Annotated in this window: 24 protein-coding genes; 15 read left to right on the forward strand and 9 right to left on the reverse strand. The window is 64.6% G+C overall.

The window, feature by feature from the left end:
* Positions 1-25: 25 nt before the first annotated feature.
* Positions 26-1261, forward strand: a complete 1236-nt coding sequence (locus C2H86_RS14740; RefSeq protein ID WP_430738555.1) for an MFS transporter — start codon at positions 26-28, stop codon at positions 1259-1261.
* Here the strand turns inward: C2H86_RS14740 and C2H86_RS14745 are convergent.
* The 5 genes from C2H86_RS14745 to C2H86_RS14765 form a co-directional block, all read right to left on the reverse strand.
* Positions 1249-1932 (reverse strand): OmpW/AlkL family protein, encoded by a 684-nt coding sequence (locus tag C2H86_RS14745; RefSeq protein ID WP_110637796.1) that lies wholly within the window; start codon positions 1930-1932, stop codon positions 1249-1251. The two genes, C2H86_RS14740 and C2H86_RS14745, sit on opposite strands and share 13 nt — an antisense overlap.
* Positions 1933-2041: 109 nt before the next feature.
* Complete coding sequence (locus C2H86_RS14750; protein ID WP_159408700.1) at positions 2042-2557, reverse strand: DUF3299 domain-containing protein; 516 nt, start codon at positions 2555-2557, stop codon at positions 2042-2044.
* A gap of 8 nt (positions 2558-2565) precedes the next feature.
* Positions 2566-3831, reverse strand: coding sequence for an ABC transporter permease (locus tag C2H86_RS14755; protein WP_159408701.1), 1266 nt, complete (start codon positions 3829-3831; stop codon positions 2566-2568).
* Positions 3831-4541 (reverse strand): ABC transporter ATP-binding protein, encoded by a 711-nt coding sequence (locus tag C2H86_RS14760; RefSeq protein ID WP_159408702.1) that lies wholly within the window; start codon positions 4539-4541, stop codon positions 3831-3833. The genes C2H86_RS14755 and C2H86_RS14760 overlap by 1 nt, the downstream gene beginning before the upstream one ends.
* Position 4542: 1 nt before the next feature.
* Positions 4543-5118, reverse strand: a complete 576-nt coding sequence (locus C2H86_RS14765) for a DUF2796 domain-containing protein (protein WP_159408703.1) — start codon at positions 5116-5118, stop codon at positions 4543-4545.
* A 131-nt stretch (positions 5119-5249) separates the two neighbouring features.
* On the opposite strand from C2H86_RS14765, the gene C2H86_RS14770 reads away from it, so the two are divergent.
* Both C2H86_RS14770 and C2H86_RS14775 read left to right on the forward strand, forming a co-directional pair.
* Positions 5250-5585, forward strand: a complete 336-nt coding sequence (locus C2H86_RS14770; protein ID WP_159408704.1) for a hypothetical protein — start codon at positions 5250-5252, stop codon at positions 5583-5585.
* A 449-nt stretch (positions 5586-6034) separates the two neighbouring features.
* Complete coding sequence (locus C2H86_RS14775; RefSeq protein WP_159408705.1) at positions 6035-6604, forward strand: hypothetical protein; 570 nt, start codon at positions 6035-6037, stop codon at positions 6602-6604.
* A gap of 53 nt (positions 6605-6657) precedes the next feature.
* On the opposite strand, the gene trxA is transcribed toward C2H86_RS14775, so the two are convergent.
* The 3 genes from trxA to C2H86_RS14790 are packed head-to-tail and all read right to left on the reverse strand — an operon-like array spanning position 6658 to position 8674.
* A complete protein-coding gene (gene trxA / locus C2H86_RS14780; RefSeq protein ID WP_159408706.1) occupies positions 6658-7530 on the reverse strand; it encodes a thioredoxin in 873 nt (290 codons plus the stop codon).
* Positions 7531-7561: 31 nt separating this feature from the next.
* A complete protein-coding gene (locus tag C2H86_RS14785; RefSeq protein WP_159408707.1) occupies positions 7562-8221 on the reverse strand; it encodes a class I SAM-dependent methyltransferase in 660 nt (219 codons plus the stop codon).
* Positions 8222-8674, reverse strand: coding sequence for a YbaY family lipoprotein (locus C2H86_RS14790; protein WP_159408708.1), 453 nt, complete (start codon positions 8672-8674; stop codon positions 8222-8224).
* Between the two features lie 105 nt (positions 8675-8779).
* Here C2H86_RS14790 and nrdR point away from each other — a divergent pair, with 105 nt between their 5' ends.
* The 12 genes from nrdR (at position 8780) to C2H86_RS14850 (ending at position 17477) form a co-directional block, all read left to right on the forward strand.
* Positions 8780-9244: a transcriptional regulator NrdR gene (nrdR, locus tag C2H86_RS14795; protein WP_003255402.1), complete on the forward strand. Its 465-nt coding sequence runs from the start codon at positions 8780-8782 to the stop codon at positions 9242-9244.
* A 2-nt stretch (positions 9245-9246) separates the two neighbouring features.
* The gene (gene ribD, locus C2H86_RS14800) at positions 9247-10377 is read left to right on the forward strand and encodes a bifunctional diaminohydroxyphosphoribosylaminopyrimidine deaminase/5-amino-6-(5-phosphoribosylamino)uracil reductase RibD (protein WP_159408709.1); all 1131 of its coding nucleotides are present in this window, start codon (positions 9247-9249) and stop codon (positions 10375-10377) included.
* Between the two features lie 42 nt (positions 10378-10419).
* Positions 10420-11085, forward strand: a complete 666-nt coding sequence (locus C2H86_RS14805) for a riboflavin synthase (RefSeq protein ID WP_159408710.1) — start codon at positions 10420-10422, stop codon at positions 11083-11085.
* A gap of 18 nt (positions 11086-11103) precedes the next feature.
* The gene (ribBA, locus tag C2H86_RS14810; RefSeq protein WP_027917815.1) at positions 11104-12195 is read left to right on the forward strand and encodes a bifunctional 3,4-dihydroxy-2-butanone-4-phosphate synthase/GTP cyclohydrolase II; all 1092 of its coding nucleotides are present in this window, start codon (positions 11104-11106) and stop codon (positions 12193-12195) included.
* A gap of 91 nt (positions 12196-12286) precedes the next feature.
* Positions 12287-12763: a 6,7-dimethyl-8-ribityllumazine synthase gene (ribH, locus tag C2H86_RS14815; RefSeq protein ID WP_159408711.1), complete on the forward strand. Its 477-nt coding sequence runs from the start codon at positions 12287-12289 to the stop codon at positions 12761-12763.
* Positions 12760-13260, forward strand: a complete 501-nt coding sequence (gene nusB / locus C2H86_RS14820) for a transcription antitermination factor NusB (RefSeq protein WP_003255393.1) — start codon at positions 12760-12762, stop codon at positions 13258-13260. Before ribH ends, nusB begins: the two co-directional genes overlap by 4 nt.
* An 18-nt stretch (positions 13261-13278) precedes the next feature.
* A complete protein-coding gene (gene thiL, locus C2H86_RS14825; RefSeq protein WP_159408712.1) occupies positions 13279-14247 on the forward strand; it encodes a thiamine-phosphate kinase in 969 nt (322 codons plus the stop codon).
* Complete coding sequence (locus C2H86_RS14830; RefSeq protein ID WP_027917812.1) at positions 14244-14747, forward strand: phosphatidylglycerophosphatase A family protein; 504 nt, start codon at positions 14244-14246, stop codon at positions 14745-14747. Before thiL ends, C2H86_RS14830 begins: the two co-directional genes overlap by 4 nt.
* A gap of 18 nt (positions 14748-14765) precedes the next feature.
* Positions 14766-15509 (forward strand): substrate-binding periplasmic protein, encoded by a 744-nt coding sequence (locus tag C2H86_RS14835; protein ID WP_159408713.1) that lies wholly within the window; start codon positions 14766-14768, stop codon positions 15507-15509.
* A 122-nt stretch (positions 15510-15631) separates the two neighbouring features.
* Positions 15632-16249: a GTP cyclohydrolase II gene (gene ribA, locus C2H86_RS14840; protein WP_103448799.1), complete on the forward strand. Its 618-nt coding sequence runs from the start codon at positions 15632-15634 to the stop codon at positions 16247-16249.
* Positions 16246-16665, forward strand: a complete 420-nt coding sequence (locus C2H86_RS14845) for an MFS transporter (protein WP_159408714.1) — start codon at positions 16246-16248, stop codon at positions 16663-16665. Before ribA ends, C2H86_RS14845 begins: the two co-directional genes overlap by 4 nt.
* On the forward strand, positions 16665-17477 hold the full coding sequence (locus tag C2H86_RS14850) for a cobalamin-binding protein (protein ID WP_159408715.1): 813 nt from the start codon (positions 16665-16667) through the stop codon (positions 17475-17477). Before C2H86_RS14845 ends, C2H86_RS14850 begins: the two co-directional genes overlap by 1 nt.
* Here C2H86_RS14850 and C2H86_RS14855 read toward each other — a convergent pair.
* Positions 17455-19326: a TonB-dependent receptor domain-containing protein gene (locus C2H86_RS14855; RefSeq protein WP_159408716.1), complete on the reverse strand. Its 1872-nt coding sequence runs from the start codon at positions 19324-19326 to the stop codon at positions 17455-17457. The genes C2H86_RS14850 and C2H86_RS14855 overlap by 23 nt on opposite strands.
* Positions 19327-19333 lie beyond the last annotated feature (7 nt).

The raw sequence follows: 19333 nt of genomic DNA on the forward strand, positions 1-19333 counted from the left end.
AAACCACATTTGCTAAATATCCATCATGTGGTTTCAATTTGAAACCAGGTGCGAAGGAGTCAGCCCGATGAATCGCTGGATAACCCTGTTGCTTGCCGCCACCTGCGCCATGGCAGTGGCCACGGTCTATTTCGCCCAGCCTCTGCTCGAGTCGATCGCCAGCGACCTGGGGGTGGCGCAGCAGCAGATTGGTTGGGTGGTCGGCGCGACCCAAGTGGGTTACGCCGTTGGGCTGATCCTGATCGTACCCCTGGGCGATCTGCTCGAGCGCAAGCGCCTGCTGCTGGTGCAGCTGCTGGTTGCCGCTTTGGCCCTGATCGGTGTAGGCCTGGCACATGACTGGCTGATTCTGCTGGCAGCCCTGGCCCTGGTCGGGCTGATGGCGGTCATGGTGCAGGTGATGGTCGCCCATGCCGCCACTCTCGCCACCCCAGCCAGCCAGGGTCAGGCGGTGGGTACGGTCACCAGCGGGGTCGTGCTGGGCATCTTGCTGGCGCGCCTGGTCTCGGGGGTGCTGGCCGACCTGGCCGGATGGCGCAGTGTGTACTTCGTGGCGTCGGCACTGCTCGTGCTGATGGCTGTGCTGCTCTGGCGCTGGCTGCCAGCGAGCCGGTTACCCGCGCAACGGCCTGGCTACCTGCAACTGATCGGCTCTTTGTACGCCTTGTATCGCCACGACAGCCTGCTGCGCCGGCGTGGGTTGCTCGGCCTGCTGATCTTCGCTGCGTTCAGCGTGCTGTGGAGTGCCATGGTGCTACCCCTGAGTGCCTCTGCGCTTGCGCTCAGCCATACCGAGATCGGCCTGTTCGGTCTGGCGGGTATCGCTGGCACCCTCGCGGCGTCGCGGGCCGGGCGTCTGGCAGATCGAGGGCTGGGCGAGCGCACCACCGGGCTGGCGCTGGCCTTGTTGACGCTGTCATGGCTGCCGACAGCCTTCGTTGGGCAATCGCTGACGGTGTTCGTGCTGGGTGTGCTGATGCTGGATTTCGCCGTGCAGGCGGTGCATGTCACCAACCAGAGCCTGCTGCTGGCCGGGCGTGGAGCGATGGCCAGCCGGTTGATCGGCGCCTACATGTGTTGTTACTCGATCGGTAGTGGCTTGGGCGCAGTGCTGGCGAGCTGGGTGTATGCGCGCTGGGGCTGGACTGCGGTATGCGGCCTGGGGATGGTGATCAGTGGGCTGGCACTGGGGGGCTGGTCTTGGGGCCAACGAGAAAGGGCGGCCGAAGCCGCCCTGCCGTGTTCAGGTCAGAACTTGTAGCCAAGGCCGACCATGTACACCCAAGGGTCGACATCGACGTCAACCTTGGTCTTGCTGTAGCCCAGTGCGGTCGGGCCATTGACGCTGGCCTTGGTGTCGATGTCGACGTACCAGACCGAGGCGTTGACCAGCAGGTTGTCGGTGATCATGTAGTCCATGCCCAACTGGCCGGCGATACCCACCGAATCCTGCAGTTTGAGGTTGCTGAAGCCCTGTTGCTTGCGCTCGCTGGTCAGGTCTTCGTCGAAGAACAGGGTGTAGTTGATGCCGACGCCGGCATAGGGCTGGAACTTGGAGTTAGGCTCCATCGGGTAGTACTGCACGGACAGGGTCGGTGGCAGCTGTTTGATGTCGGCCAGTTTGCCGTCCAGCCCGCCGCCCAGGCCTTTGACGCCTACGCTGTGTTTGAACGGGGTTGCGGCCAGCAGCTCCAGGCCGATGTGATCGGTGAGCATGTAGGCGAAGGTCAGGCCCAGCTGGGTGTCGCTGTCCAGGGTCGCCTTGGTGCCCGACACCTTGTTGCCGTCGAATTTGAGATCGCCGCTGTTTTCATTCGGTGCAGTGGTGATGGCACCGGCGCGGACGATGACATCACCCGCCTTGTGGGCGTGGGCAACAGGGGCAGCGAGCGCAAGGGCCACAAGCGAGGCGCCGAGCAAGGACTTGTTCATGGAAGCTCCCAAAGGACGTGAGTAATCGAGTAGTCCAATGGTACGGAGCTGTCTAAACGGAATGTTTGACCCAGCTCAAAGAAGCGTCGTCACGAATTCGAAACAGTTCTCACTTGAGCACATAAGCGTAGATTTTCTCCGCTTCCATCTGGTATCCGGCATCGGCCAATTCGCTGCTGGAGGCTCTAACCTGCATCTTTCCCTCGATCCAGTAGGGCTGGTAGAGGTCCTCCACACGCACACCCATTTCGCTGAAAATGTGCACGATCTGGTTCGACGGTGGGGGCGGCACATGGATGCAGGCGCCGTAGTAAGGCACCAGCAGGAACTCCGTGGTGCGGCCTTCTTCGCTCACCTCCAGCGGCACGATGTAGCCCGGGATCTTGACCTGTTGGCCATCGAGGCTTTTCACCACCGGGGCGTCGGGCGCCTGCTGGCGTGCCGGCGGGGCCGACTCGGCTGACAGTGCACTGCTCAGCTGCGACATGTCGTGCAGCGGCATCAGTTGTGGCGGGATGACCGGCGCGCCTTCAGGGATCAATGCGGGCCAGTCCAGTTCGCGCACCTCGCCCGCCCACACAGGGGCGGCGAGGAACAGGATCGATAGCAGTAGTACGTGGAGCATGGTGCCTCTCAGAGGTGAATGGACAGGCCATCGGCCAGCGACTGCCGATAGGCGCGCCAGGCCGGTACGCTGCCCATCAGCAGCGCTGCGCCAAGGATGATAGCCAGTAGCGTCCATTCATGTGCAGTGGGCAAGGCCAAGGGCAGGTACAGGCCGTAGTTGGCCTGCACGTAGCCTTGAGCCAGGGCGATGCCCGCGTAGAGCAAGCCAAGCCCCGCCGCGATGCCCGTCACTGCCAGCGCCAGAGCTTCGAGCACCAGCAGCCCGGCGATATGCCACGGGCGTGCACCTACCGAGCGCAGGATCGCCATCTCCCGGCGGCGTTCGTTGAGGCTGGTGAGAATGGCCGTGAGCATGCCGATCAAACCGGTCAGCACCACGAACAGCGACACCACGAACAACGCCTGCTCGGCGGTGCCCATCAGGCTCCACAATTCCTGCAAGGCAACCCCAGGCAGGATCGCCAGCAACGGTTCGTTGCGGTATTCGTTGATCTCGCGCTGCAGGCTGAAGGTGGCGATCTTGCTGTTCAGGCCAAGCATGAACGCCGTGATGGCCGTCGGCTGCAGGTCCATGGTCCGCGCCTGTTCGGCACTGATGCGCCCGGCACCACGGGCCGGCACGCCGTTTTGCCAGTCGATGTGGATGGCCTCCATGCCGCCGAGGCTGATGTGCAGGGTGCGGTCGACCGGCGTGCCGGTGCGCTTGAGCACGCCGACCACGGTGAACGGCTTGTCGTCGTGCTTGACCAGGCTGATCGCGGCGACACCGTGTGCCAGTACCAGCTTGTCGCCCAGCTTGTAGTGCAGCGCGTCGGCCACTTCGGCGCCGAGCACAACTTCGAACGGGTCGCTGGCGAATTCACGGCCCTGGCTCAGTTCCAGGTGCTGCTTGCGCCCGTACTGGTAATGACTGAAGTAATCGGTGGTGGTCCCCATCACCCGGTAGCCACGGTGCGAGTCACCCAGCGAGATCGGGATCGCCCACTTCACCCGTGGGTCCTGGGCATAGTGCTGGTAACTGTCCCAGCGGATGTTGTTGGTGGCGTTGCCGATGCGGAACACCGAATACAGCAGCAGGTTCACCGAACCCGAGCGGGCGCCGACGATCAGGTCGGTGCCGCTGATGGTGCTGGCAAAGCTGGCGCGCGCTTCGGTGCGCACGCGTTCGACGGCCAGCAGCAGGCACACCGACAGGGCAATTGCGAAGGCAGTGAGGAATGCGGTGAAACGGCGGTTGGCCAGGCTGGCCAGGGCAAGGCGGAGCAGGTACATCAGGCCTCCCGGGGCTTGGCGGCGCGGTTGAGTTCGGCCAGGGAAAGGTGACGGTCGAACAGCGGTGCCAGGCTCTGGTCATGGCTGACGAACAACAGGCTGGAGCCGGCTGCGCGACATTCGTCGAACAGCAGGCGGATGAACGCTTCGCGGGTGTCGGCGTCCAGCGCCGAGGTAGGTTCATCGGCAATCACCAGTTCGGGCTGGCCGATCAGCGCGCGTGCAGCAGCAACGCGCTGCTGCTGGCCGATCGACAGGCTGTCGGCGCGCCGTGCGAGCAACGCCGGGTCGCCCAGGCCCAGGTGCGCCAGCAGCTCACTGGCGGCCTGGTCGACACTGCCGTGGCGCTGGCTGGCACGCTCGGCGCGGCTGCGCGAAAAACGGCACGGCAGCTCGACGTTCTCGCGCACCGAGAGGAACGGCAGCAGGTTGAACTGCTGGAAGATATAGCCGGTGTGGTCGACCCGGAAGCGGTCACGCGCACCTTGGCCGAGCACGGCGAGGTCCTGCCCGAGCAGCTGGATACGCCCCTGACCCGGCCGGTTGACCCCGCCGAGCAGGCCCAGCAGGGTGGTCTTGCCACTGCCGCTGGGGCCCTTGAGGAACAGGGCTTCACCGGCTTCCAGGCGGAACGCCGGGATATCCAGCAGCGGCGCCTGGCCGGGCCAGGCGAACACCAGGTCCTGCAGTTCAATCAACGCCTGGCTCATTTCAGAACGCGACCACGGCCTTGGCAGGCGAGGTCTCTACGCCTTTCTGGCCATTCGGGCCGATCAGTTGCACGTTGATCTTCTGGGTGGCCGGGAAGGCCTTGTACAGCGGGGTGAGGTCGATCTGGGCGAGTTTTTCCGGAGTGGCGCAGGTCAGCTGGTAGTGGGCATTGATGTCGCTGTGCACGTGGCCTTGCTCGTGCTCGTCACCGTCGTCGTCAGCCTTGGCTGCGTCGCCGAACAGCGGGCTTTCCAGCTCCTGCTGGTCTTCCTTGCAGCCAGCGGCCGAGGCCAGGGCGAACAGCTTCAGCGGTTGTTCAAGTTGCTGGCGCACAGCGGCGACCTTGGCCTTGTCGGCATCGCTGCTGGCCATGTGCTCGAAGCCGACCAGGTTCATCGCCGGGCTGTCCAGCTCCAGCTCCAGGGTGTTGCCATCGAGCACTGCATTGAGCTTGGCCACGCCATGCTCGTGGGCGCCGAGGGTGCCGTGGGCGTGATCATGGTCATGGTCGTCGTGGGCATGGGCCACGGCCAGGGGCAGCAGGGCGAAGGGCAGGGCGAGCAGCAGACGACGCATTGACGACTCCGGGAGCGGGAGGGAAGATTCGGTTATGTTATAACAACTTCTCTTCGCGCCGCCAGCCTGTGTGGCGCAGGTTTCATGTTGCGGTAGCATGGCTGCACAGACCTGAGCTCAAGGAACGCATCGTGAGAATTCGTGGACAGATTGGTGACTGGCCGGTGGACCTGACCATCGAGCTGGAGCCGCAGGAGTGGGCGCAGTTGGGGCGGCAGATCGAGGTGCCCGTTGCTGAGACGCTCGCCGTGGCAGCAGCGCCGCGCCAGGACGATGGACATTGGCACGCGGCGCGTGAGGTGCTGCGCCTGGCCGGGCAAATGAGCGGGCCGGAGTTGCTCGACCGGCTGGAAGGGCTGGCCGGGAGTACGGCGGCGGGCAAGCGGCTGCTGGTGCGCTTGCGGCACAGCAGTGAGGTGAAGGTAGAGAGTGGCGTGGATGCGCCGGTGTATCACTGGGTGGGGTGAGATTGCCTGAGTCGGCCTCTCGCGGGTAAAGCCACTCCCACAGGCATCGTGCAGCATTTTTGATCGACGCCGCACCTGTGGGAGTGTGTTTCAGGTCAGTGCATGGCCGAAGACATGCGGTGGCGCTATACATCCACCTGATAAAAATGCCAGTTGCGAAATCGCATGTCTCGCCGTTTCATATTAATGAGTCGACATTAAAGCTACGGCGCGGAAGCAGTGATGAGTTATTCGTTATATGAATGGCGTGCCCACCTGGTTTTTGAAACGTCACTTTTAAATAAATTGATCGTCCTGTCCGCTCCATATCGTGCGATGAATTGCATCTTGTGCCAGGAGCCCCCTCGACGTACCGTCAAGCGAGTTACAGAACCAGTGGCAGGCTGAGCGAGTCAAGTGACGCGGCCCAGACTCATATGGCTTTTCATGTCGAGCCGCTGGTGAGGATAGTGAATGCCGATCCGGCAATTCAACACGAGGTCGTGCTGAAACCAGAAATTCCGAATGCGCCTATTTGGAAATTCGAGGTCAGCGGTAAAGGAAGCCTGAAACTCGAAGGCCACCGTGGCATTTATACATCGCCTTCCAATGCTGGCGTTGTCTACGACGAGATGGGCAAGACACTGCAAGCCCCAGCGCTGCGCACTAGTCTGGAGAGCCCGTTCTGGATAGACGCCATTGCCACCGGATATCTGCTCTATCCGCTGGTATCTACTTTTATTGTCCTCAATTCAACGCCTACACATTACTTCAATAAGAAAAATGTCGGTGGCAAGCTGAAGCTCGATTTTTGCTACAGGTCCAACACAGGAGAGGAGCTCGCCGTGGAGCCTGACTTGACGACGTGGAAGGTGTTGGCGGGCGACGGTCGCATCAGTCTGGATGGAGTATTCACCCCGGGGGGCATCAGTCGCTTTTCGGTCATATCGGCCATTGAGCAAGACCCTAAACGCTGGTATTACGCAGTGATTATCGTGCCGATTCCCATGATGACGGTCGATGAGTTGGTCGCACTCTGACGTGGCCATACTCGCCAGGAGCGGTGTCGTATCCGCCCCTGGCACGCGGCCTGTCAGAACATGGCTGAAGACAGGCGACGACGGTAAACACTCACTAGCGGATGATCACTGCCCAGCAGCTCAAACACCTGCAGCATCGCCTTCTGCGGCAAACCGTTCTCATAACCACGATTACGCTGGAACAGCTTCAGCAGCCCTTCCAGTGCCGCTTCATACTGCTGACGCGCCAACTGCTGGATGCTCAGCTGGTAAGCCGCCTCATCATCCTGCGGATTCTGCGCCAGGCGGCTCTTCAGGTCGGCGACTTCCGGCAGGCTGGCAGCCTGGCGCAGGAAGGTCAGCTGCGCCTTGGCTCCGGCCAGTGCAGCTTTGTGCTCGTCGGTCTTGACCGCGTCCAGCACCACCTGGGCTTCACCCAGCTCGCCACGTTCGGCCAGGCAACGGGCATAGTAGATCAGCGCTTCGGCATTGCTGTTGTCTTCACCCAGCAGCGCCTGCAGCAGGGCTTCGGCCTCGGCGAACCGGCTTTCGGCGAACAGCGCCTTGGCCTGCTCCAGCGGCGAAGCGGCTGGCGCGGCGGGCATCTGCACATGCGGCTCGAGCATGGCGCGGATCGCCGACTCCGGCTGCGCACCGGCAAAGCCGTCAACCGGCTGGCCATCCTTGAACAGCACCACGGTCGGCAGGCTGCGAATGCCGAACTGGGCCACCACCTGCTGCTCGACGTCGCAGTTGATCTTGGCCAGCAGCAGCTCGCCCTGATAGCCCTCGGCGATCTTCGCCAGCAGCGGCATCAGCGCCTTGCACGGCGCGCACCACTCGGCCCAGAAGTCCACCAGCACCGGCTTGTGGAAGGAGTTCTCGATCACCAGTTGCTGGAAGGTGGCATCGGTGGCATCGAAGATGTATGGGGTGTCCTGGCTCATCGCGACTCTCGGTAATCCGTGAATGGCACCACTATAAGGGCTCGCGGCTAGCGTGGTACAGGCTGACCCGGCGGAATTCGTGTGGTTCGGCCAGGTCCGGCAGGGTCAAGGCTTCGAGCACGCCAAGCTGCCGGTACAGCGGGTGGCTGAAATCGCGGACACGCGAGTCGGCCACCAGTGCCTGGCGCCCGCGGCCCAGGAAGGCATCGAGCAGCGGCAGGTTGGCGCGGTCATAGAGCACGTCGGCGACCAGGATCAGGTCGAAGCGGTCGGTTTCGGCGAAGAAGTCGCTGCTGTATCCCAGTTCGACATCGTTGAGTACGGCATTGGCACGGCAGGCTTCCAGAGCCAGCGGGTCGAGGTCACAGGCGACCACTTCCAGCGCCCCGGCACGGGCCGCCGCGATTCCGGCGATGCCGGAGCCGGCGCCAAAGTCCAGCACGCGCTTGCCGGCGACCCACTCGGGGTGCGCTGCCAGGTAGCGGGCCATGGCCAGGCCGCTTGCCCAGCAGAAGCTCCAGTACGGCGGCTCTTCGAGGATGCGCCGGGTTTCCTCACTGCTGAAGGCGCGGTCCATGTTCTGATCATCGATCAGCCACAGCTTCAGCTCGCACTCGGGCAATTCGCTGACTACCAGGCGCGCTTCGCCGATCAGGCCGCTGAGGGCCTGTTGCAGGGCTAGCGGGGCCACTTACGGCGCCTTCTCGAAGCGCAGCGGGCCGGTGGCCTGGGTCTGGGCCTGGATGATGCGTACGGGGGGCAGGTGCATGATCAGCTGGCCGGAACTGCTGGCGCGCCCGCGTAGCTCCACGCGGGCCCCGACGGGGAAGGCTTCGGGGTTGAAACGCAGGTGATAAGGCAGGGCCTGGCCGGTGCCGGTCAGTGTGCTGCTGGCCAGCAGCTGTTGCGGGCGGTCGCGGTCGTCGATGACCAGCAGTGCCAACTCCACGTCGGCGCCGGCGGGGATTTCCAGCAAGGTGCCGCTCAATTCACGCTGATAGGCCGGTAGCGGGCCAAGCGGTTCGGCGTTTTTCGCCACCTTGGCCGCTGCTGGTGCGGGGACTGCTTCGGTCTTGGGGCGGTCACTGCCGCAGGCGGCGAGCAGGGAAGCGCAGCACAGCACGACGAGCGCACGAAGATGCATGGGTGGGTCCTTCACGGGCAGAATTGTATGGATGTTAACCCCTTTGGCTTGTCTTGCCAGTGCAATGCGCTACCATGGCCCTCCCTTTTTTTGTTGCCTGCCACCATGCACTGTCCCTTTTGCGGTGCCAACGACACCAAGGTCATCGACTCGCGTCTGGTCGCCGAGGGCGAACAGGTGCGCCGCCGCCGTGAATGCGTTGCCTGCGGCGAGCGCTTCACCACCTTCGAAACCGCCGAGCTGGTGCTGCCCCGGCTGATCAAGCAGGACGGCACGCGCCAGCCCTTCGATGAAGAGAAGCTGCGCGCCGGCATGCAGCGTGCGCTGGAGAAGCGCCCGGTCAGCGTCGAGCGCCTGGAAGCGGCGCTGGCGCATATAAAGAGCCGCCTGCGCGCCACTGGCGAGCGTGAGGTCAAGTCACTGGTGGTGGGTGAAATGGTCATGGCCGAGCTGCGCAAGCTCGATGAAGTGGCCTACATCCGCTTCGCCTCGGTGTACCGGCGCTTCCAGGACCTCGACGAATTCCGCGAAGAAATCGACCGCCTGGCCCGCGAGCCGGCCAAAGAGTGAGCATGCCCAGCCAGACCGCGATTCTCGACGCCCATTACATGGCCCGCGCGCTGGAGCTGGCGCGCAAGGGCGTGTACACCACCCACCCCAACCCGCGTGTGGGTTGCGTGATCGTCCGCGATGGCGAGGTGGTCGGTGAAGGCTGGCACGTGCGTGCTGGCGAGCCGCATGCCGAAGTGCATGCCCTGCGTCAGGCCGGCGAACTGGCCCGCGGCGCCTGCGCCTACGTGACCCTGGAGCCGTGCAGCCACCATGGCCGTACGCCGCCGTGCGCCGAGGCGTTGGTCAAGGCTGGGGTCGCCCGTGTGGTCGCCGCCATGCAGGACCCCAATCCGCAAGTCGCAGGCCAAGGCCTGCGGCGCCTGGCCGATGCCGGCATCATCGTGGCCAGCGGCGTGCTTGAAGCCGAGGCCCGCGCCCTCAACCCTGGCTTCCTCAAGCGCATGGAGCACGGCCTGCCGTTCGTTCGCGCCAAGCTGGCCATGAGCCTGGACGGCCGCACCGCCATGGCCAGTGGCGAAAGCCAGTGGATCACCGGGCCCGCAGCCCGTTCGGCAGTGCAGCGCCTGCGCGCCCGCTCCAGCGTGGTGCTGACCAGTGCGGCCAGCGTGCTGGCCGACAACGCGCGGATGACCGTGCGTGGCGCCGAGCTGGGCCTGGATGCCGAAACCACCGCCCTGGCGCTGAGCCGCACGCCGTTGCGCGTGCTGGTCGACGGCCGCCTGCGTTTGCCGCTGGACGCGCCGTTCTTCCAGGCCGGCCCGGCACTGGTGGTCACCGCCGTCGCAGATGACCCGCGCTATGCCGCTGCCGGCCATGAACTGCTCAGCCTCCCGGGCGACAATGGCCAGGTCGACCTGCCAACACTGTTGCAGGCACTGGCCGCGCGCGGCGTCAACGAAGTCCTGCTGGAGGCCGGTGCCGGCCTGGTCGGCGCCTTTGCCCAGCGGGGCCTGATCGACGAGTACCAGCTGTTCGTCGCCGGCACCTTCCTCGGCTCCCAGGCCCGGCCGTTGCTGGACTGGCCGCTGGACAAGATGAGCCAGGCACCGCGGCTGAAAATCACCGAAATGCGCGCAGTGGGCGATGACTGGCGGGTCACGGCCATCCCTCTGCCGGCGCCCGGCGTATAATGCCGGGCTTGCCACGCGCAACCCGTTTTTGAGGAAGTCCCCATGTTCACCGGCATCATCGAATCCATCGGCATCATCCGCAGCCTGACCCCCAAGGGCGGTGACGTGCGCGTCTACGTCGAAACCGGCAAGCTCGACCTGGCTGACGTCAAGCTCGGCGACAGCATCGCCGTCAACGGCGTGTGCCTGACCGCCGTCGAGCTGCCGGGCAACGGGTTCTGGGCCGACGTCAGCGTCGAGACCCTCAAGCGCACCGCGTTCATCGACCTCAAGAGCGGCAGCAAGGTCAACCTGGAAAAAGCCCTGACCCCGACCACTCGCCTGGGCGGCCACCTGGTCAGCGGCCACGTCGACGGCGTCGGCGAAATCATCTCGCGCAGCGATAACGCCCGCGCCATCCAGTTCCGCGTGCGTGCGCCCAAGGAGCTGGCCAAGTACATCGCCCACAAGGGTTCGATCACCGTCGACGGCACCAGCCTGACGGTCAACGAGGTCAATGGCGCCGAATTCGAGCTGACCATTGTCCCGCACACCCTGTCCGAAACCATCATGGCCGACTACCGCGCAGGGCGTCGGGTCAACCTTGAGGTCGACTTGCTGGCCCGTTACCTGGAGCGTCTGCTGCTGGGCGACAAGGCTGCCGAACCGAGCAAGGGCAGTGGCATCACCGAAAGCTTCCTGGCCGCCAACGGCTTCTTGAAATCCTGATTGAGAAGGGGGTGCCGAGTGGCGCTCAACAGCATCGAAGAACTGGTCGAAGACATCCGCCAGGGCAAAATGGTCATCCTCATGGATGACGAAGACCGCGAGAACGAAGGCGACATCATCATGGCGGCCGAGTGCTGCCTGCCTGAGCACATCAACTTCATGGCCAAGCACGCCCGCGGCCTGATCTGCATGCCGATGACCCGCGAGCGCTGCGAAACCCTGAAGCTGCCGCTGATGGCGCCGCGCAACGGTTCGGGCTTCGGCACCAAGTTCACCGTGTCGATCGAAGCCGCCGAGGGCGTCACCACCGGCATCTCCGCCGCTGACCGTGCGCGCACCGTGCAGGCTGCCGCTGCCAAGGACGCCAAGGCCGAAGACATCGTCAGCCCAGGCCACATCTTCCCGCTGATGGCCCAGCCGGGCGGCACCCTGGCCCGCGCCGGCCACACCGAAGCGGCCTGCGACCTGGCGCGCATGGCGGGTTTTGAGCCGAGCGGCGTGATCTGTGAAGTGATGAACGACGACGGCACCATGTCGCGCCGCGCCGAACTGGAAGTGTTCGCCGCCGAGCACGGCCTGAAGATCGGCACCATCGCCGACCTGATCCACTACCGCATGATCCACGAGCGCACCGTGCAGCGTGTTTCCGAGCAGCCGATCGAGAGCGAGCTGGGCGAGTTCAACCTGGTTACCTACCGTGATGCGGTGGAAGGCGACGTGCACATGGCCCTGACCCTGGGCAACATCTGCGCCGAAGAGCCGACCCTGGTGCGCGTGCACAACATGGACCCGCTGCGCGACCTGCTGCTGGTCAAGCAGCCGGGCCGCTGGAGCCTGCGCGCGGCCATGGCCGCCGTGGCCGAGGCTGGAAGCGGCGTGGTACTGCTGCTGGGCCACCCGCTGGACGGCGACGTACTGCTGGCGCACATCCGCGAAAGCGCGGGCGATGCACCGACCAAGGCGCCGACCACCTACAGCACCGTCGGTGCCGGTTCGCAGATCCTGCGTGACCTCGGCGTACGCAAGATGCGCCTGATGAGTTCGCCGATGAAGTTCAATGCGATATCCGGATTCGATCTGGAAGTTGTAGAATACGTGCCCTCCGAGTGACTTGAGGCGGCATTGACGCCCTGAGCTCGAGTCCAGACCCCTGTCGAGGCCGCTTGTATGCGGCCTCGCTCTTGAAGATGAGAATATCGGAATGACCCTGAAGACCATCGAAGGTACCTTCATCGCCCCCAAAGGTCGCTATGCTTTGGTGGTTGGCCGCTTCAACAGCTTCGTCGTCGAAAGCCTGGTAAGCGGCGCCGTTGATACCCTGGTACGCCACGGTGTCAGCGAAAGCGACATCACCATCATCCGTGCCCCGGGCGCGTTCGAAATCCCGCTGGTGGCACAGAAAGTCGCCCAGCAAGGCGTCTACGACGCGATCATCGCCCTGGGCGCAGTGATCCGTGGCGGTACCCCGCACTTCGAATACGTGGCGGGCGAATGCACCAAGGGCCTGGCCCAGGTGTCCATGGAGTTCGGCGTACCGGTGGCCTTCGGCGTTCTGACCGTCGACTCCATCGAGCAAGCCATCGAGCGCTCCGGCACCAAGGCTGGCAACAAAGGCGGTGAAGCTGCCCTGTCCGCTCTGGAAATGGTCAGCCTGCTGGCGCAGTTGGAGGCCAAGTGATTAGCGACGAAAGCGATCGTTTCAACCCGCGCGATCCAAAACCTGCGGATGCCGGCAAGCCATCGAAGAGCGCCAAGCGCCGCGAAGCCCGCAAGCTCGCGACCCAGGCCCTGTACCAGTGGCACATGGCCCAGCATTCGCTGAACGAGATCGAAGCGCAGTTCCGGGTCGATAACGATTTCACCGATGTCGACGGTGCCTATTTCCGCGAGATCCTCCACGGGGTCCCGGCGATCAAGGGCGAAATCGACAAGGCGCTGGTGCCTTGCATGACCATCGCCCTGGAAGAGCTCGATCCGGTCGAGCTGGCCGTACTGCGCCTGTCCACCTGGGAACTGATCAAACGCGTCGACGTACCGTACCGCGTGGTGATCAACGAAGGCGTGGAACTGGCCAAGGTCTTCGGTGCCACCGACGGCCACAAGTTCGTCAACGGTGTGCTGGACAAGCTTGCCCCGGCCCTGCGTGAAGCAGAAGTCAAGGCGAACAAGCGCTGATCCTGGCGCTGCCTGCCCATGGGTGAGTTCGAGCTGATCAACCATTACTTCGCCGCCGCGCCTTGTGCGCAGGGTGGCGAGGGCGTGGCCCTGGGTATCGGCGACGACTGTGCCCTGCTGGACCTTCCACCCGGTGAACAACTGGCGGTGTCGACCGACACCCTGGTCGCCGGGGTGCATTTCCCCGCTGTCTGCGATCCGCTGCTGCTTGGCCAGCGCTCGTTGGCCGTGGCGGCCAGTGACCTGGCGGCCATGGGCGCAACGGCGATCGGCTTCACCCTTGCCCTGACCCTGCCTGATGTCGGCCCCGACTGGCTGGCGGCCTATGCCGACGGCCTCAGCCGAATGGCCCACCGCTGCCGCATGAGCCTGATCGGTGGGGATACCACCCGTGGCCCGCTGAGCATCACCGTTACCGTGTTCGGCCGTGTGCCGGCCGGCCAGGCGTTGCGCCGCAGCGGTGCACGGCCGGGCGACCTGCTGTGCGTTGGCGGTTCGCTGGGCAAGGCGGCAGGGGCGTTGCCACTGGTGCTGGGGGAGCGCGAGGCGCCGGCGGAACTCGCCGAACCGCTGCTCAACCACTACTGGTCGCCGATGCCTCAGCTCAACCTGGGCCAGCTGCTGCGCGGCCGGGCCACGGCGGCGTTGGACATTTCCGATGGCCTGCTCGCCGACTGTGGGCATATTGCCAAGGCGTCCGGGGTTGCACTCGAGGTGAACCTGGCGCAGGTGCCAGTGTCTCCTGCATTGGAAGCCTTCCTTGGCCATGATGAGGCACGGCTGGCAGCGCTGACCGGTGGCGACGACTACGTACTGGCCTTCACCCTGCCGCCTGCAGCGCTCGCCGCGCTGACCGACCTCGGTTTTGCCGAGGTGCACGTTATCGGCCGGGTGCTCGAAGGCCAGGGCGTGACCCTTCGCGATTCGCAGGGCCAGGACATCACCCCGGTTCAACGGGGCTATCAACACTTTAGGGAGACACCGTGACCGACCACCCCAACCAGGTGCCTGCGGAGTTCGTTCCGCCATCGGTCTGGCGCAACCCGTGGCACTTCATCGCCTTTGGCTTCGGCTCCGGCACCCTGCCCAAGGCCCCTGGCACCTGGGGGTCGATGGTAGCGATCCCGTTCATCCCGCTGTGGCAGATGCTGCCCGACTGGGGCTACTGGCTGCTGCTGGGCGTGATGATGCTGTTCGGCTTCTGGCTGTGCGGCAAAGTTGCGAATGACTTGCGTGTGCACGACCATGAAGGCATTGTCTGGGACGAGATGGTCGGCATGTGGATCACCCTCTGGCTGGTGCCGGAAGGGTGGCAGTGGATCCTCGCCGGGTTCCTGATGTTCCGCTTCTTCGACATTCTCAAGCCATGGCCGATCCGCTGGATCGACCGCCATGTGCACGGGGGTGTCGGCATCATGCTCGACGATATCCTGGCCGGTGTTTTCGCCTGGCTGGGCATGCAGATACTGGTGTGGGCGGTAGGCTGAAGAGCGGGGAGCGTTTCGATGGCCATAAGGACTGTGCTGCTGGCAATGATGCTGAGCCTTGCCCCTTGGGCGATGGCGGCCGATGCGCTACCAAAGCAGATTCACTTGGTCAGCGAAGAGTGGATCGACTACACCAATGCCGATGGCAGCGGCGTGGCCTGGGATGTACTGCGCAAAGTGTTCGAGCCTGCCGGTGTCAAGGTTGTGACCCAGAGTGCGCCTTACAGCCGCGCGGTTGGCCTGGTCAAGCGTGGCGAGGCCGATGCCTGGGTCGGGTCGTACAAGGAAGAAAACGACGACAACCTGTATCCGCGCTGGCATTTCGACATGGACCACATCTATGCCCTGGGCCTGGCCAGCAAGCCGGTGCCGACCTTGGCCACCGTCGGCCAGTACCGCCTGGCCTGGGTGCGCGGCTATGACTACGGCAGTTACCTGCCCAACGTGCACAACTTCCGGGAAATCCAGCGTCGTGAAGGCATCCTGCCGATGCTCGAGCATGAGCGGGTGGATTTCTACATCGATGCGCAGACCGAAGTCGACTATGTGCTCGGGCAGGCTTCGCAGCCGGAGCGTTTTCGCAGTAGCCATGTGGCCGAGCTGCCGCTGTACCTGGCGTTCTCCAGGAACGAGCACGCCAAAGCCCTGTGCGACCTGTTCGACAAACGCATGGCCGAGCTGGTGCACAACGGCGAGCTGAAGCCGATCTTCGAGCACTGGAAGCAGCCCTATCCCTTCACCCCGGACAGCAAACCGCAGTAGGGCCGTATGACTAAGCATCGAACTTTTCGATCTTAAGCCACGGTATTCAACGAGCGCACACGCGGCGACCTGCTGATACAATCGGCTCACGAGAAATTTCCTACTTTATCCAGGAGCACAACGTGCCCGTCGTCTTTGTTGCCGCCTCGAAACTCCCGACTCCCTTTGCGATCTTCACCATGCATGGCTTCCTCGACGAAGCCACTGGCCGTGAGCACGTGGTGCTCAGCCTGGGTGATATCGCCGACGGCGAGCCGGTGCTGGGGCGTCTGCACTCCGAGTGCCTGACCGGCGATGCCCTGTTCAGCCAGCGCTGCGACTGTGGTTCGCAGCTGGAAGCCGCGCTCCAGGCCATCGCTCGCGAAGGCCGTGGCGTGTTGCTGTACCTGCGTCAGGAAGGCCGCGGCATCGGCCTTTTGAACAAGATCCGCGCCTATGAGCTGCAGGATGGTGGTGCCGACACTGTCGAGGCCAACGAGCGCCTGGGCTTTGCCGCCGACCAGCGCGACTACGCCATGTGCCTGCCGATGCTTGAGCACCTGGGTGTGAAAGCGCTGCGCCTGATGACCAACAACCCGCGCAAGGTCAAGGCGCTGACCGACATGAACATCAAGGTCGCCGAGCGCGTGCCGCTGCACACCGGGCACAACCCGCACAACCGTTACTACTTGGCGACCAAGGCCGGCAAGCTCGGTCACATGCTGGGTAACGAACACCAGGGCGAGGTGCCCCAGGCGTGACCCGCGGTGAGGTCAAGCGGCGCCTGGCGCTGGCCTGGTGGCAGTACCTGGCGGTCGGCCTGGTGCCGCTGCCGGTCATGGCCTGGGCCTTTGGCGGTGGCGATGCGCTGATCCCGGTGCTGGCGATGCCACTGTTCATCGCCGGTGCCGCGACCATGTTCCTCAGCCTGCCGCGCTTCGGCGCCTACAAGCGGGCACTGATCGCCACCTCTAAGGTGCTGGGCACGGCTGAAGAGCCCGCCGCCTGGATCACCTTGGCGCGGGTGCGGCGCATGGCCATGCTGTTCGCCTGCTTCCCGGCCTGGGTCGCCGCGCTGTCGGTGCTGCTCGGGCTGGAGGCGGTGCCGCAGTTCCTCCTCGCACTGTCCACCGTGGTGCTGCTTTACCTCTACCACATTCCGCGTCAGCTGGGCTGATGCGCGTCCTGCTTTGCCTGCTGGCATTGCTGGCCCTTGGCGCAAGGGCCGGCGAGCCTCTGCGCGTGGTCAGCCTCGCGCCGTCGATGAGCGAAATCATGCTCGAACTGCACGCCGATGACCTGCTGGTGGGCGTGCTCGACGGCGGCGAGCGACCGCGGGCGCTGCAACGGCTGCCTTCGGTGGGGCGCCAGGGCCAGCTGGACATGGAAACCCTGCTCAGCCTAAAGCCCGACCTGCTGCTGCTCTGGCCCGGCAGCGTGGCGCCGGCCCAGCGCGACCAGCTCAAGCGCCTGGGCATTGCCACCTACAGCGCCGAACCCCACGACCTGAATCAGCTGCTCGAGCAGATCGAGGCCATTGCCGTGCGCGTCGGGCGGGGCGAACAAGGCAGGCCCTACGTGCAGGCGTTGCGCGAGCGCCTGCAGCAGCTGCGCCAGCAGTACCGGCGCGAGCAGCCGCTGCGGGTGTTCTACCAGGTGTGGGACCGGCCGCTGTACACCCTGGGCGGGCGGCAGGTGGTCAGCGATGCCCTGGCGGTGTGCGGGGCGCGTAATGTCTTTGCCGAGTTGAGTCAGCCGGCACCGCAGGTAAATGTCGAGTCGGTGCTGATGCGTGACCCACAGGTGATCCTGGCGGGTGATGAGGCGCAGCTGGCGAGCTGGAAGGCTTGGCCACGGTTGAGCGCGGTGGCCGGCGAGGGCTTGCTGGTAGTGCCGGACAAGGGCCTGGAGCGGCCCAGCGGGCAGATGATCGAAGCCACCGCCCGCTTGTGCGCGCTGCTGGCGGCTAGAGTGCCGGCGTCCAGGTGACGCTGAACAGCGCAGTGCGGCCTTCTTCGCGGTAGCCGTAGCTGGCCCCGTCAAAGCTGTACAGCGCCCGGCTGTAGTCCTTGTCCAGCAGGTTATCCAGCTTCACTTCCAGTTTCAGTTCCTCGGTTGCCAGCCAGCCTGCGCGCAGGCCCAGCAAGCCATAGCCGCCGAGTCGATTGCGGTTGGCTTCGTCATCGTAGCTGGCGCTCACGGCCTGCCAGCTGGCGCCCACATTGAAACGTTCGAATTGGCGATCCAAGTCCAGGCTCAGGGTGCGGCGGGCACGGCGGGCGAGGGTATGGCCACTGTCGCGGTCGCGTGGGTCGATCAGCGCCAGGCCAAGCTGGCTGCGCCATTCGCCCCATTGCTGGACCAGTGCCATTTCCAGGCCGTTGATACGCGCCGAAGCGACGTTTTGCGGAATCGAGTCCTGGCCGAAGATGATCGCATCGCGCAGGTCGGTGCGGTACAGCGAGGTCTCCAGGCGGCTGTCGTGGGTCAGCTGGCTGCGCCACTGCACTTCATAGCTCTTCGAACGCTCGGGCTTGAGGTCCGGGTTGCTGAACTGCGGGTAGTACAGGTCGTTGAACGTTGGGGCGCGGAAGCCTTCGCTGTAGGACAGCAGCAGGTCATTGCGGGCATTCAGCGGCACGGTGAGGCTGCCGCTCCAGGTGGTCTGGCCGCCGAACTGCTGGTTCTCGTCGTGCCGTACACCCAGCTCGGTGGAGAAGTTTTCACCGCTGTAGCGGTGCTGGATGAAGGCCGCACGGTTCCAGCGGCTGTCTTCGGTAAAGTCGGTGCTGCCGTGCACGCGGTCTTCGTACCAGTCACCGCCCAGCAGCAGATTGTGCCGCTCGGCCAGCTTCAGGTCGTTCTGCCAGGTGACCTGGTCGCGGTAGGTGTTGAACACGAAACGCTCGTCGCTGAGCTTGTCACGCTTGTCGTCACGGTTTTCGCTGTGGGCAAGCTCCAGGCGCGAATGCCAGACATCGTTGAGCTGAGCGTCAAGATAGCTGCCCAGGCTGCTGACGCTGAAATCGGTGTAGGGCTTTTGCCCGAAACTCTGGAAGGTGACCGGGTCGAAGCGGCCGAACGGGTTGTCGTATTCGCTGCGGCCACGGCTGTCGAGCAGGTTCAGGCCAGCTTCGAAGCGCTCGTCGAAGGTATGGCTCAGGCTCAGGTTGAGCGACTGGTTGCGGTAGGCGTCGTGGTCGCCGTCGCTGGCAAATGATGGGCCGGTCGAGTCGATGCCAGCGGTTTCATCGAGGCTGGCGCCAAGGTTGAAACGGGTGGCATCGTCACCGCCGGCCAGCCCCAGGCTGCGCTGGAACGTCTGGTTGCTGCCCGCTGCCAGGCGCAGGCGTGGTTGCAGGCCGGGGCCGCTGCTGCGGCGGGTGAAGATCTGGATTACCCCGCCAATGGCATCGCTGCCATACACCGCCGAGCGCGAGCCGCGCAGCACTTCGACGCGTTCGATCTGGTCGACATCGAGAAACTGCAAGCCACTGTCGCCGGAGGTGGCATTGGCGATGCGCACGCCATCGACCAGCACCAGGCTCTGGGCGGCCTTGGTGCCACGGATGAAGATGCCCGGCAGGCTGCCACGGCCTCCGGTAGGCGCGACCTGCACGCCGGGCACGCGGGTGAGCAGGTCGGTGACGCTGCTGGGTTGCAGGCGGTCGATGTCGGCGCGGGTGAAGACGGTGTTGGCGGCGCTGGTGGCGGTACGCGATTCGACCTGGCGGTTGGCGCTGATAAGCATGTCGGGGAGCTTGAGGGCGTCGTCGCGCTCGGCGGCCAGCAGGAAGGTGGGGGCGCAGAGTAGCGCGGCACAGGCAGACTTTTTCATGGGCAGT

Origin of the sequence: Pseudomonas putida, assembly GCF_009883635.2 — a bacterium.
Classification (GTDB): domain Bacteria; phylum Pseudomonadota; class Gammaproteobacteria; order Pseudomonadales; family Pseudomonadaceae; genus Aquipseudomonas; species Aquipseudomonas putida_W.

Excerpts from the sequence above, each read along its gene's own strand:
- C2H86_RS14740 (WP_430738555.1), top strand. The coding sequence starts at position 26 with ATGTGGTTTCAATTTGAAACCAGGTGCGAAGGAGTCAGCCCGATGAAT.
- C2H86_RS14745 (WP_110637796.1), bottom strand. The coding sequence starts at position 1,932 with ATGAACAAGTCCTTGCTCGGCGCCTCGCTTGTGGCCCTTGCGCTCGCT.
- C2H86_RS14750 (WP_159408700.1), bottom strand. The coding sequence starts at position 2,557 with ATGCTCCACGTACTACTGCTATCGATCCTGTTCCTCGCCGCCCCTGTG.
- C2H86_RS14755 (WP_159408701.1), bottom strand. The coding sequence starts at position 3,831 with ATGTACCTGCTCCGCCTTGCCCTGGCCAGCCTGGCCAACCGCCGTTTC.
- C2H86_RS14760 (WP_159408702.1), bottom strand. The coding sequence starts at position 4,541 with ATGAGCCAGGCGTTGATTGAACTGCAGGACCTGGTGTTCGCCTGGCCC.
- C2H86_RS14765 (WP_159408703.1), bottom strand. The coding sequence starts at position 5,118 with ATGCGTCGTCTGCTGCTCGCCCTGCCCTTCGCCCTGCTGCCCCTGGCC.
- trxA (WP_159408706.1), bottom strand. The coding sequence starts at position 7,530 with ATGAGCCAGGACACCCCATACATCTTCGATGCCACCGATGCCACCTTC.
- C2H86_RS14790 (WP_159408708.1), bottom strand. The coding sequence starts at position 8,674 with ATGCATCTTCGTGCGCTCGTCGTGCTGTGCTGCGCTTCCCTGCTCGCC.
- nrdR (WP_003255402.1), top strand. The coding sequence starts at position 8,780 with ATGCACTGTCCCTTTTGCGGTGCCAACGACACCAAGGTCATCGACTCG.
- ribD (WP_159408709.1), top strand. The coding sequence starts at position 9,247 with ATGCCCAGCCAGACCGCGATTCTCGACGCCCATTACATGGCCCGCGCG.
- C2H86_RS14805 (WP_159408710.1), top strand. The coding sequence starts at position 10,420 with ATGTTCACCGGCATCATCGAATCCATCGGCATCATCCGCAGCCTGACC.
- ribH (WP_159408711.1), top strand. The coding sequence starts at position 12,287 with ATGACCCTGAAGACCATCGAAGGTACCTTCATCGCCCCCAAAGGTCGC.
- thiL (WP_159408712.1), top strand. The coding sequence starts at position 13,279 with ATGGGTGAGTTCGAGCTGATCAACCATTACTTCGCCGCCGCGCCTTGT.
- C2H86_RS14835 (WP_159408713.1), top strand. The coding sequence starts at position 14,766 with ATGGCCATAAGGACTGTGCTGCTGGCAATGATGCTGAGCCTTGCCCCT.
- C2H86_RS14850 (WP_159408715.1), top strand. The coding sequence starts at position 16,665 with ATGCGCGTCCTGCTTTGCCTGCTGGCATTGCTGGCCCTTGGCGCAAGG.
- C2H86_RS14855 (WP_159408716.1), bottom strand. The coding sequence starts at position 19,326 with ATGAAAAAGTCTGCCTGTGCCGCGCTACTCTGCGCCCCCACCTTCCTG.